The following is a 12,865-nucleotide window of genomic DNA, read 5'->3' on the forward strand; positions in this document are numbered from 1 at the left end:
TCCGCCTCCGGCATCGTCGCGTGCCGACGGGAGGGCGGCCAGTCACCAGTTCGGCGGCATGACGTTTTGGCTAAGCGCCGCTCAGCTCGCCAAATAACCCTGAATCAGCGCGTTGTCCTGCTCGTCCAGCGATCCCTGGGCCACGTTACGGCCGCCTTCCAGAAGGCAGTAACGATCGCCGATGTGAACGCCGAAGGGTAATTGCTGTTCCACCAGCAACAACTTCAGCCCGAACTCATGCTGCATGCGCCGTAGAATGTGGCCGAATTCCTGCGCTGCCGCCGGCAGCAGGCCGACGGTAGGTTCATCTAGAATCAAAAGCTCGGGTTTTGGCATCAGCGCGCGGGCTATGGCGAGCTGTTGCTGCTGGCCGGCGGTAAGCTCGCCTGCGTGCTCGCCGCCTGGCGTAAAGAAACGGAAACAGGTCATGGACCATTTCCGGCACCTGTCGCGTATGATTGCGCCCGGCCAACAGGGAAACGTGCAAATTCTCCTCCACGCTCAGTTGGGAAAAAATCTGCCTGTCCTGCGGCACATAACCGATACCAAGCGATGCGCGCGCCTCGGCGGTATGCACTGATCCTGAGCGTCTTCCCCCCGTAATTGCCAGGTGACGCTACCGCTGCTGACCGGGACATGGCCCATGATGCAATTGATCAATGTGGTTTTGCCGACGCCGTTGCGTCCCAGCAGGCAAGTGCACTGGCCATGGGGCAACTCCAGATGAATATCCCGCAGAATTTGCCTCGGGCCATAAAACTGATTTACCGCGTGCATTCGTAACATAGGCTAATTGCCTCCCCTTGTGAAATGACCGTCGTCGTATCCCGGGATATCGGTTCGGGCGACTTCGGCATGCCGGCAGTAGATGTAGCAACTATCAAGCCAACCAGCGTGACAGACGGCATTAGCGGTAGGAAGCACTGAACGGTCGGCCTATCGGCAGAATAAAACAGGTGTATCACGGCATTTTTGCCGGACAAAGTGTGTAATAATGCACTTTCTCGGTGCTCTGCGTTTTTTTTGTGATGCAACAGACGCCGCCGGCACGCGTAAAGGGCGTCGACGCCCTCTGCCGATAATCTGATCCTGTACAGTCAGGTAGGGGGTTAGTTATTTTTTGCATAACGCGGCCCATAATGAAGACAAAAAATAGCTAAAAAAACCTTTTGTCATCTTTCTTTTAAGTTATTCAATTTTGTGGAACGCAAGCTATAAGCGGGGCGGTAGGAGTTATCCACTATTCCTGTGGATAACCGTGTGCATTAGGTTTAGAAAAACGCGCTGGGATGAGAGCGGGCGCGGGTTGGCTGCATTTTGCCTGTATTCTCCACGCTTTTTTTTATTCGCGTGTTTACAACTATTTATGCAAAATCAAGTAAATTTGTAAGCGGAGCTTGCGCCGTCTTCGTTTCCTCATCGCAGGGCTTCACATGCCGTCCCGTCCTCTGTGGGTTAATCACCTTTTTCCGCCCAAAGTCAACACATTTTCCCCTCATTGGAAATGCAATTTTGCGCCTAAAACGGATGGGTTACTAGTATTGTATCCAGTGGTTATCCACTGGTAAAATAGCCTGAGAGTTCCCATACTCATAGAGTAGCCCGCCACCCACTTTCCCAGCAGGTAGTTATTGCAGATGAGTAAAGCATTTAAACTGGTTTCATCGTTTGAACCGTCCGGCGATCAGCCGGAGGCTATTCGTCGCCTGGAGGAAGGGTTGGAGGATGGTCTGGCCCATCAGACTCTGCTCGGCGTGACCGGGTCAGGGAAAACCTTTACCGTGGCTAACGTGATAGAGGATTTAAACCGTCCCACCATGGTGCTGGCGCCCAATAAAACGCTGGCGGCGCAGCTGTACGGCGAAATGAAGGCGTTTTTCCCCGATAATGCGGTGGAGTATTTTGTCTCCTATTACGACTATTATCAGCCGGAAGCTTATGTGCCCAGCTCCGATACCTTTATCGAGAAGGATGCGTCGGTCAACGAGCATATCGAGCAGATGCGTTTATCCGCCACCAAAGCGCTGCTGGAGCGACGCGATGTCATCGTGGTCGCCTCGGTTTCCGCTATCTATGGCCTGGGGGATCCTGATGCGTATCTGAAGATGATGCTGCACCTGACGCGCGGCATGTTAGTCTCCCAGCGCAGCATCGTTAACCGTCTTTCGGAGCTGCAATATACCCGCAACGATCAGGCATTTCAGCGCTGCACGTTTCGCGTGCGCGGCGAAGTCATCGATATTTTCCCCGCCGAATCCGACGAAGTGGCGCTGCGCGTTGAGCTGTTTGACGATGAAGTGGAGCGCCTGTCGCTGTTTGATCCGCTCACCGGTCACGTCGATCAGGAAGTGCCCCGTTACACTATCTATCCCAAGAACCACTATGTCACCCCGCGCGAGCGGCTGGTGCAGGCGATGGAAGATATCAAAGTGGAGCTGGCCGAACGGCGCGAGTCGCTGCTGGCCAGCGGCAAACTGCTGGAAGAGCAGCGTCTGTCTCAGCGTACCGCCTTCGATCTGGAAATGATGAATGAGCTGGGCTACTGCTCGGGGATCGAGAACTACTCCCGCTATTTGTCGGGACGCGGGCCGGGCGAACCGCCGCCGACGCTGTTCGATTATTTGCCGGCTGACGGGTTGCTGGTGGTGGACGAATCCCATGTCACCATTCCGCAAATCGGCGGGATGTACCGGGGCGATCGGGCGCGTAAAGAGACTCTGGTGGAATACGGTTTCCGCCTGCCGTCGGCGCTGGACAACCGGCCGATGAAGTTTGAAGAATTCGCCGCGATGGCGCCGCAGACCATTTATGTTTCCGCGACGCCCGGGCCCTATGAACTGGAAATGTGCGGCAATGACATCATCGATCAGCTGGTGCGGCCGACCGGTCTGTTGGATCCGCAAATCGAGGTGCGGCCGGTCAGCACCCAAGTGGACGATCTGCTGTCGGAAATCCGCCGCCGGGTGCAGATAAACGAGCGGGTGCTGGTCACGACATTGACCAAGAGGATGGCGGAAGATTTGACTGAATATCTTGAAGAGCACGGCGAACGGGTGCGCTATTTGCATTCGGATATAGAAACCGTAGAGCGGGTGGAAATCATCCGCGATTTGCGTCTCGGCGAATTCGACGTGCTTGTCGGCATCAACTTGCTGCGTGAGGGGCTGGACATGCCCGAAGTGTCGCTGGTGGTGATACTGGACGCCGATAAAGAGGGCTTTTTGCGCTCCGAGCGGTCGCTTATCCAGACTATCGGCCGCGCGGCGCGTAACCTCAACGGCAAAGCTATCCTGTACGGCGATAAGATCACGCCGTCAATGGCGCGCGCGATTGAGGAAACCGAGCGGCGGCGCGAGAAACAGCATGCCTATAATCTCGCCAACGGTATCGTGCCGCAGGCACTGAATAAGCGCATTGCCGATATCATGGAGCTGGGCCAGTCGCCGGTGCACGACAAGCATAAAAAACGCAAGGCGATGGAGGCGGCGGCGAAATATGGCGATTTGACGCCGAAAGCGCTGGAACAGAAGATTCGCGAACTGGAAACCCGCATGCAGCAGCATGCGCAGAATCTGGAATTTGAAGAGGCCGCCAGCGTGCGCGATCAAATTCACGCGCTGCGTGAGCAATTTATCGCCGTTTCCTGATCCGCCCGAGCGTCCAGCCCTGCAGCCGCTACCGCGGGGCAGAGGTTACGCGCCGTGGCGGTGACTGTGAGCGCTTGGTTGGGCGCCATGGGGGGAGATTATGCGCCGGGCGGCGTGGCCGTAACCGTTAGGATTGGCGCCTTGAGGGGAGGTTGTGCGCAGGGCGCCTTGGCAGTAACCCTTAGTGGGGGCGCACCAGGACGAGTGCTCGTGGCATCGAGCAAGGACCCGCGCCTGGTGGGACTGGACGTTGACAGTCAGCCGAGGGATTGCAGCGCCAGATCCAGAGCTTGGCGCAGCAGGGCACGATCGTGGTGGTGGGGTTCATCCTCCGCCGCCAACGGCCGTTGTACTATGACGCGATCCGCCAGATTTTCCGCCCCCGTGGCCGGCCCGATAATCACGCCGTCAATCACCTTTTCCCGGCCGATGGCCTGCTCCATCATCTGCACTTTCTGCGCCAGCGTCATATTCGCCGCCGCCACGCTGAGCTCGCGACCCAGGTTATCGAGGTAGATCATCGGCGCACGCGTGCGGCGCAACGCCTGCGTCAAATCTTCCAGCAGCAATAGCGGCATCAGGCTGGTCAGAAAACTGCCCGGGCCGATGATGATAAGATCCGCGCCGGCGATGGCCAGCAGCGCTTCGCGCGTGGTCGGCACCGGGGGCGTCAGCGTCATCTTGACGGGCAGGTCGTCCAACCGGTCAATGGCCACTTCACCGTACACAGTGTCGCCGGACAGCGCGGTGGCTTGCAAATCCACCGGCTGCTCCGACATCGGGATCAGGCTGGCGTTGACCTTCAGCAGGTTGCGGATAAGGTTAATGGCTTCGAGTGGCCGGACGCTGAGATTGTCCAGCGCCTTTAGCATCAGATTGCCCAGGTTGTGGCCCGCCAGTTCGCCCTGGCCGCCGAAGCGGTATTCAAACATCGCTGAGGCGATGCTCGGTTCGGCGATCAATTGATTAAGGCAGTTGCGGGTATCGCCCCAGGCAATGCCGCCTTCGGATTGCCTGATGCGGCCGGAGGAACCGCCGTTATCGGTGGTAGTCACGATGCCTGTCAGCCGTGACCCCAGAAAGGAAAGCACAGACATGACCCGGCCCAAGCCGTGACCGCCCCCCAAGGCGACCACCTGATCCAAATCGGCTAATGTTCGGTTGCGCATAGGTCTCCTGATGGTATGAAACGGGGGGCTGAGGCTGAGTGTGGCATAAAATAGCGGATTTGCCGGCAAAAGCGAACCAGGGCGCGCGCCAATGATCGGTTTTCGGCAAGGAAAATGGAAAAACCATCTAAATTTTAGTTCTTTATAATATTTTATATAACGGTTTTTCGCTCTGTATGCATGGTAACTGTGTGGCTTTAGGGCTACTATAGACGTCAGTCAAGCATTCCTTTTCGTCCCGTTGGGCGTAAAGGTATACATAACTCCTAGCCTTTACGCCTAAGTGGCCCGTCATGAGCCATAGGGGGTTCTGGCCGTGGCGAAGCCACCAGGGTGCAGGGTAGAAATGCCGGCATCTCCCGTATTTGGAAAGGTGTTACTGTGTCACAACTCATCGATGCGTTTGAGCGCAGGTTTTATTATCTGCGCTTGTCAGTGACGGACGTCTGTAATTTCCGCTGCACCTATTGCCTGCCCGACGGTTATCATCCGCAGGGAACCCGCAATACCGGCTTTCTCTCCTTGGCCGAGATCCGTCGCGTCACCCGCGCCTTTGCCGAACTGGGGACAGAAAAAGTCCGCCTCACCGGCGGCGAACCGTCGCTGCGCCGTGATTTCATCAACATCATTGCGGCGGTGCGCGCCAATCTGGCTATCCGCACCGTCGCGGTCACCACCAACGGATATCGGCTGGCGCGCCGCTGGGCTAACGGCGTTGAACGTCAGCGTCGACAGCCTGGACGCCCACCAATTTCCGGCCATTACCGGCCAGGATAAATTCCATCAGGTGATGGCCGGCATCGACGCCGGTTTTGACAAGGTGAAGGTGAATACCGTTTTGCTGCGCGACGTGAACGACATTCATCTGGATACGTTCCTGGCGTGGATCAAACCGCGACCTCTGCAACTGCGCTTTATCGAGCTGATGGAGACCGGCGACGGCAGCGCGCTGTTCCGCGAGCGTCACGTTTCCGGCGAGCTTATCCGCCGGCGGTTGGAACAGCGGGGCTGGCAATGCCAGCCGCGTGGACGCACGGATGGCCCGGCCCTGGTGTTTCGTCACGAAGATTATCAAGGTGAAATCGGCCTTATCATGCTTTACGCCAAAGACTTCTGCGCCAGCTGTAATCGCCTGCGCGTGTCGTCGCTGGGCAAGCTGCACCTGTGCCTGTTTGGCGATGGCGGTGTTCCGCTGCGCGATCTTCTTGAGAGCGACGCCACGCTTGAAGCGCTGAAAATCCGTATCGCGGGCGGATTGCAGCATAAAAAAACAGACCCATTTTTTGCACAGGGCAATACCGGCATTACCCGCAACCTGTCTTATATTGGCTGCTAGGCCTGCCCGGAGAAAACGTATGTCGCAACTAACCCATATTACCGAGCGCGGCGAGGCGCATATGGTGGATGCATCCGCCAAAGCCGACACGGTGCGCGAAGCGCGCGCCAGCGCCTATGTCACTATGGCGCGCGCCACGCTGGCGATGATCCTCGACGGCCAGCATCATAAAGGCGATGTGTTCGCCACCGCCCGCATCGCCGGTATTCAGGCGGCAAAGCGCACCTGGGAATTAATTCCTTTGTGCCATCCGCTGATGCTCAGCAAGGTAGAGGTGCAACTGACGGCGGAAACCGAGCAGCACTGGGTGCGGATTGACGCTGTCTGTCGCCTGACCGGTAAAACGGGCGTAGAGATGGAGGCGCTGACCGCGGCCTCGGTGGCCGCCCTGACGATTTACGATATGTGCAAGGCGGTGCAGAAGGATATGTTTATCGGTCCGGTGCGCCTGCTGGCGAAAAGCGGCGGCAAATCCGGTGATTTCACGGGGGATGAGGTGTGATTACGGTGCTGTTTTTTGCCCAGGTCCGCGAACTTACCGGCGTTGATCATTTATTGGTCGAAGCGGGTTTCACGTCGGTGGAAGCCCTGCGCCAGGCGCAGGCGGCGAACGTTGGGCTCTGGCGCTTGAGCCGGGCAAATTTCTGGCGGCGGTCAATCAATCGCTGGTGACGACGGATCATCCGCTGGCCGCCGGCGATGAAGTGGCGTTCTTTCCGCCGGTCACGGGAGGCTGAATGGAGGCAACCCTGATTGAGGTCGGCGAGGGCGATTTCGACGTAGTGGCACTGTATGCCTGGCTGTCCACCAGCGATAATGATGGCGCGGTAGTCACCTTTACCGGAAAAGCGTTGGCGGATATCGCGGTGCAGGAGCGCGAGCGCTTGCCGCTGACCTGAATCGCCTCACCGCGCCGCGGCGTTTAACGCCGTCGAATACATGATGGATATCCTCAAAACCCGGGCGCCGTTCTGGAAACGGGAGTCTACGCCTGCGGGCAGCCGCTGGTTGGACGCACGCGTCAGCGACTAACGGACGACCGAACGCTGGTCCCCTACCGGTGAGACAGACGGCGCCGGTTGAGCCGCCGCCCAGCCCGGCATCGCGATAACAGAAAAGCCATTGCCGGGGCGGTTTTCATACTTCGGGCGCGCTATATGCGAAGGGAAATCGTTTGCTAACCGTGCTGTCAGGAGAGGAGGGTCTCGTTTGCCGAGCATGTTGTCCGTCGAGGAGGGCAGCGTTGGCCTGTCGTGCTGTTATGCGAGGGGGCATTCTACGCCGGGCGCGCTTTTATGATATGCTTGGCTGAGGTGGGTCGTCCGCGCGGCCTGGGATGTTTCGCCCGCGTGCGGCTTATATTATTTTGCTAACTCAAAGGTGATAGTCATGGATCGCTTTCCCCGCTCCCAGGGTTCCATTGTAGAACGCGCCAACAGCGCGGTGCAGCCGTTTATGGCGCAGGTCTACGGTTGGATGACCTGCGGATTGCTGTTAACCGCCTTCGTGGCCTGGTACGCCGCCCGCACGCCGGCGCTGCTGCAGTTTATTTTCTCCAGTCAATTAACCTTTTTTGGTCTGATTATCGCCCAATTGGCGCTGGTGTTCGTCATTTCGGGCATGGTCAATCGCCTTAGCGGTGCGGTGGCGACGTCGCTTTTCATGCTTTATTCGGTGTTAACCGGGCTGACGCTTGCGAGTATTTTCATCGTCTATACTGCCTCCTCCATCGCCAGCACGTTTGTTGTGACCGCCGGTATGTTCGGCGCTATGACGCTGTACGGCTATACCACCAAGCGGGATTTGAGCAGTTTCGGCAACCTGCTGTTTATGGCGCTCATTGGTATCGTGTTGGCATCGCTGGTGAATATCTGGCTGAAAAGCACCGCGCTGATGTGGGCGGTGACCTATATCGGCGTAGTGGTGTTCGTCGGGCTGACCGCTTATGACACTCAGAAACTGAAGAACATGGGTGCTCAGCTGTCGTTGGACAACAAGGATCAGTTCCGTAAATACTCCATTGTCGGTGCGTTGAGCCTGTATTTGGACTTTATCAATCTGTTTTTGATGTTGCTGCGTATTTTCGGCAATCGACGTTAAACCGGAGCCGAGGATACGATGAGCGATCTTGCCCAACGGTTGGCCGGCGTTCCCCGGCTGGATATTATCGGCCCGCCGACGCCGCTCGAACATCTCCCCCGGCTGTCGGACTTTCTGGCGCGGGATATCTTTATCAAGCGCGACGATTTAACCCCGCTGGGCCTGGGCGGTAACAAGTTGCGCAAGCTGGAGTACCTGGCCGCTGACGCGCTGCGCCAGGGTGCCGACACGTTGCTGACCGCCGGTGCTATCCAGTCGAACCACGTGCGGCAAACGGCGGCGCTGGCGGCCAAATTGGGGCTGCATTGCGTCGCGCTGTTGGAAAAGCCGATCGACACACCCGCCGGTAACTACCTGACCAACGGCAACCGTCTGTTGCTCGATTTGTTTCAGTGCGAGGTCATCGCGTGCGAGGCCCTGACTCAGCCTGCTCAACAGCTGGCCGATGCGTCGCTGCGTCTGGAGGCACAGGGCTTTCGGCCCTATGTCATACCAGTGGGGGGATCCAACGCCCTGGGCTCGCTGGGTTACGTCGGTTGTGCGCTGGAGATAGCCCATCAGTGTCAAGGTGTGATCCAGCCGGGCGCGGTAGTGGTGTCATCGGGCAGCGGCGGCACGCACGCGGGACTGGAGGTCGGTCTGGCCGCCGTGCTGCCGGAAACGGCGTTTATCGGCGTTACCGTTTCGCGTCGCTCGGAACAGCAGCGGCCTCTTATCGCCAGTCTGGCAGCGCAAGTGAGTGAACAGTTGTCTCTCGCCGCGCCGGCCGCGGAGATAACCCTGTGGGATGAGTATTTTGCCCCCGGTTATGGCCAGCTCAATGACGAGGGCCGCGAGGCGATTGCGCTATTAGCGCGTCTGGAGGGCATTGTGCTGGATCCGGTTTATGCCGGTAAGGCCATGGCAGGGCTGATTGATGGCCTTGAACGCGACCGTTTTCCTGACGGGCCACTGGTGTGTTCGTGCATACCGGCGGCGCTGTTTGCTTATCATTATCTGGAGACCCGATGAGCGCTATTGAAGTTAAAGGGCTGATTAAGACATTCAACGACCATAGGGTGCTCAAGGGTATCGATCTCGCGGTCAATCCCGGCGAGGTACTGGTGATAGTTGGCCCGAGCGGGTCTGGCAAAACCACGTTGCTGCGCAGTATAAACCTTCTGGAGACGCCGGATGACGGCAGTATTCAGGTGGGGGATATTACCATTGACGCCAGCCGTCCGCTTAGCGGTCAGAAAGCGCAAATCCGCGCCCTTCGCCAGCAGGTCGGGTTCGTGTTTCAGAATTTTAACCTGTTTCCCCACCGCTCGGTGCTCGATAATATCATCGAGGGGCCGCTGGTGGTGAAAAAGGAGCCGCGCGAGGAAGTGGTGGCGCGCGCACGGGAACTGCTGGCCAAGGTCGGTCTGAGCGGCAAAGAGAACGCCTTTCCCAAGCGGCTGTCCGGTGGTCAGCAGCAGCGGGTGGCTATCGCCCGCGCGCTGGCGATGCGTCCGGCGGTCATTTTGTTCGATGAACCGACGTCGGCGCTCGATCCAGAACTGGTGGGCGAGGTGCTCAGCACTATCCGCGCGTTGGCGGAGGAGCGACGTACCATGGTTATCGTTACCCACGAGATGGGGTTTGCCCGCGATGTTGCCGACCGCGCGATCTTTATGGACGAGGGCAATATCGTGGAGCAGGGGCCAGCGCGTGAGGTGTTCGCGCACCCGACCCACGAGCGCACCCGGCTCTTTCTCAACAAATTTCTCGGCGCCTGAAGGCACAACCCTGTTCCGCCGCGCTTGTCCGCGGTGGGGCGGGAAGGATTACAGTTATTTACCGGATACTCGTGCCCAACGGCCGGATATTTTGCTACAATCCTATCATTGATGTTTTGTCCGTTCACCATGGTAAGGCTTCGCCTCCCATCTGATTATCCCCCTGAGCGTGGTTTCGGCCGTCGTCGGGGTGGATCTGGAGTTTTTCAGTCTATGTCATTTGATTCACTTGGCCTGAGTGCCGAGGTTTTGCGCGCATTAGCGGAAAAGGGCTATCTCGAACCGACGCCGGTTCAGCAGCAAGCCATCCCTTATGTCTTACAAGGCCGCGATATTATGGCCAGTGCCCAGACCGGCACCGGCAAAACCGCCGCTTTTACCCTGCCCATTCTGCAATTGCTCGACCAGCGCCCGGCGCCGGCCGGTAAACAGCGTCGACCCATCCGGGCGCTTATCTTGACGCCGACCCGTGAACTGGCGGCGCAGATTGGCGAAAATATCACCGAATACAGCGCTCATCTCGGTCTGCGTTCGCTGGTCGTGTTTGGCGGCGTCAGCATCAACCCGCAGATGATGAAACTGCGCGGCGGGGTGGAGGTGCTGGTGGCAACCCCCGGCCGTTTGCTGGATTTGGCGCAACAGCGCGCGGTTGATCTGTCGCAGGTGGAGATCCTGGTGCTGGATGAAGCCGATCGCATGCTAGATATGGGCTTCATTCACGATATCCGCCGGGTGATGAAACTGTTGCCGACAAAACGTCAGAGCCTGATGTTTTCCGCGACCTTCTCCGATGAGATTAAAACACTGGCCAATAGCCTGCTGGATAATCCGGCATCGGTGGAGGTCGCGCGGCGCAATACCGCGTCCGAGCAAATCACCCAGTTCGTGCATATGGTCGATAAGAAGCGTAAGCGCGAGCTGCTTTCCGATATGATTGGCCGCAACAACTGGCAGCAGGTGCTGGTGTTTACCCGCACCAAACACGGCGCCAATCATCTGGCGGAGCAGCTAAATAAGGACGGCATTACCGCCGCCGCAATCCATGGCAATAAGAGCCAGGGTGCTCGTACCCGGGCGCTGGCGGATTTCAAGCAGGGTAGCATCCGTGTGCTGGTGGCCACCGATATCGCCGCCCGAGGTCTGGATATCGACTTGCTGCCGCACGTGGTGAACTATGAACTGCCTCAGGTGGCGGAAGATTATGTGCATCGCATTGGCCGTACCGGCCGCGCGGCGGCTACCGGTGAAGCGCTGTCGCTGGTATGCGTCGATGAGCTGGGCCTGCTGCGCGATATTGAGCGTTTGCTGAAAAAGCCCATCCCGCGCATCGTATTACCGGGCTATGATCCGGATTCCAGCATCAAAGCGGAGCCCATCCAGCAGGGACGCGGCAGTCGGGGCGGCGGCGGTGCCCGCGGCGGACGCGGCGCGCCTGCCGGTGATGCCGCGCGCGATAGCCGTTCAGGCCCGCGCCGCGATGGCGCACAATCCCGTCGTAGCGCGTCTGGTCATAGAGCTGCCCGCGGTGGTAATAATACTGCCGGTAACGGCGGTAGCCGCAGCGGCAATCGCTAACCTCGATTACCTGATGCGACAGGCGTCGGGGCTCTCCTGACGCCGGCAATGCTGCCGCTCCCGGCGTGGCGACATCCGGCGCATGACGGACCGGGAATTCCTCTTTCGGCGCTAGATGCCGCAGGCGGCCGATCGCGGACGCCATGTCTTTGCTAGCACGCGCTTATGGGTTGCTTTTCCCGGCGGTTTTCCCCTACTATTGCGCCCACTGCTAGTGAACGGGTGGCGTTATGCGTGTCGTATTGGCTCCGATGGAAGGCTTGCTTGACGCGCTGGTCCGCGAGCTGCTGTGCGAAATAAATGATTACGATCTGTGCATCACCAAATTTTTGCGGGTGGTGGACCGGTCTGCTGCCGGAAAAATCCTTCTACCGACTCTGCCCTGAACTGCGCCGGCACAGCTGAACCCCGGATGGTACGCCCGTGCGGGTGCAACTACTGGGGCAAAATCCCCCCTGGCTGGCGGAGAATGCCTGGCGCGCGGCGGCGTTGGGATCGTGGGGGGCTGATCTTAACTGCGGTTGTCCGTCGAAAACCGTCAACGGTAGCGGTGGCGGCGCGACGCTATTGAAAGATCCGGAGCTGATTTATCAGGCCGCGAAAGCGATGCGTGCGGCGGTGCCCGCCGACCTGCCCGTTTCGGTCAAGGTTCGCCTTGGCTGGGATTCTACCCACCGCAGCCTGGAAATTGCCGATGCGGTGGAGCAGGCCGGCGCCAGCGAAATTGCGGTACACAGCCGCACCAAAGAAGAGGGCTATCGGGCCGAATGTATCGACTGGCCGGCCATTGCGGCGATCCGCCGGCGTTTACGCATTCCCGTCATTGCTAATGGTGAAGTCATGGACTGGCAGAGTGGACAGGCGTGTCTGGACAGCTCCGGCTGTCAGGCGCTGATGATTGGGCGCGGTGCGCTCAGTGTGCCCAACCTGAGCCGGGTGGTGAAAGATCATGTGCCGCCGCTGCCCTGGCTGCAGGTGGTCCGCTTGCTGCAAAAATACAGCCTCATGGAGAAGCAGGTTGATACCGGAATGTACCATGTGGCACGTATTAAACAGTGGCTTAATTATCTGCGCAAACAGTATACCGAAGCCGATGAGCTGTTTGCGACCGTGCGCGCGCTCAAAACCTCGTCGGCGATAGGCGAGGTGCTCTGCCGCCTCTCGGACCGGGCGCAATGACTTTTTACCGCGGATAAATACCTCTTTCATGGCCGCTGACGCCGCCGGGCGCTACCTTTTTTTGCGTATGTGACGCGACTTTGTCGCGAACGCCGGATT

Annotated in this window: 6 protein-coding genes, 6 pseudogenes and 1 riboswitch; of the genes and pseudogenes, 10 read left to right on the top strand and 2 right to left on the bottom strand. The window is 58.5% G+C overall.

The features are described 5' to 3' along the window. Window positions 1–81: 81 nt before the first annotated feature. A pseudogene (locus SGP1_RS32975) lies at window positions 82–786 on the bottom strand (ABC transporter ATP-binding protein). An 851-nt stretch (window positions 787–1,637) separates the two neighbouring features. Here SGP1_RS32975 and uvrB point away from each other — a divergent pair. Next, window positions 1,638–3,647, top strand: a complete 2,010-nt coding sequence (uvrB, locus tag SGP1_RS07710; protein ID WP_011410768.1) for an excinuclease ABC subunit UvrB — start codon at window positions 1,638–1,640, stop codon at window positions 3,645–3,647. 257 nt (window positions 3,648–3,904) lie between these two features. On the opposite strand, the gene yvcK is transcribed toward uvrB, so the two are convergent. After that, complete coding sequence (yvcK, locus tag SGP1_RS07715; RefSeq protein ID WP_011410769.1) at window positions 3,905–4,816, bottom strand: uridine diphosphate-N-acetylglucosamine-binding protein YvcK; 912 nt, start codon at window positions 4,814–4,816, stop codon at window positions 3,905–3,907. A gap of 251 nt (window positions 4,817–5,067) precedes the next feature. Then, window positions 5,068–5,208, top strand: a riboswitch (molybdenum cofactor riboswitch). Between yvcK and moaA the strand changes: the two are divergent. From moaA to dusC, 9 genes and pseudogenes are all read left to right on the top strand, one after another. After that, window positions 5,198–6,152, top strand: a pseudogene (gene moaA / locus SGP1_RS07720) (GTP 3',8-cyclase MoaA). (Overlaps the previous riboswitch by 11 nt.) Before the next feature lie 19 nt (window positions 6,153–6,171). Beyond that, window positions 6,172–6,654: a cyclic pyranopterin monophosphate synthase MoaC gene (gene moaC, locus SGP1_RS07725; protein ID WP_011410770.1), complete on the top strand. Its 483-nt coding sequence runs from the start codon at window positions 6,172–6,174 to the stop codon at window positions 6,652–6,654. Next, a pseudogene (gene moaD, locus SGP1_RS07730) lies at window positions 6,651–6,889 on the top strand (molybdopterin synthase sulfur carrier subunit). Before moaC ends, moaD begins: the two are co-directional and overlap by 4 nt. Continuing rightward, window positions 6,890–7,184, top strand: a pseudogene (locus SGP1_RS29320) (hypothetical protein). Window positions 7,185–7,541: 357 nt separating this feature from the next. After that, on the top strand, window positions 7,542–8,252 hold the full coding sequence (locus SGP1_RS07740) for a Bax inhibitor-1/YccA family protein (RefSeq protein ID WP_011410771.1): 711 nt from the start codon (window positions 7,542–7,544) through the stop codon (window positions 8,250–8,252). An 18-nt stretch (window positions 8,253–8,270) separates the two neighbouring features. Next, a pseudogene (locus SGP1_RS07745) lies at window positions 8,271–9,241 on the top strand (D-cysteine desulfhydrase); the annotation flags it as partial. Between the two features lie 18 nt (window positions 9,242–9,259). Further along, window positions 9,260–10,012, top strand: coding sequence for an L-cystine ABC transporter ATP-binding protein TcyN (gene tcyN, locus SGP1_RS07750; protein WP_011410773.1), 753 nt, complete (start codon window positions 9,260–9,262; stop codon window positions 10,010–10,012). Window positions 10,013–10,225: 213 nt separating this feature from the next. Further along, window positions 10,226–11,587: an ATP-dependent RNA helicase RhlE gene (gene rhlE / locus SGP1_RS07755; RefSeq protein ID WP_011410774.1), complete on the top strand. Its 1,362-nt coding sequence runs from the start codon at window positions 10,226–10,228 to the stop codon at window positions 11,585–11,587. A 230-nt stretch (window positions 11,588–11,817) separates the two neighbouring features. Next, window positions 11,818–12,766 (top strand): annotated as a pseudogene (dusC, locus tag SGP1_RS07760) (tRNA dihydrouridine(16) synthase DusC). Window positions 12,767–12,865: the final 99 nt, after the last annotated feature.

The sequence above is a fragment of the Sodalis glossinidius str. 'morsitans' genome, assembly GCF_000010085.1.
Lineage (GTDB): Bacteria > Pseudomonadota > Gammaproteobacteria > Enterobacterales > Enterobacteriaceae > Sodalis > Sodalis glossinidius.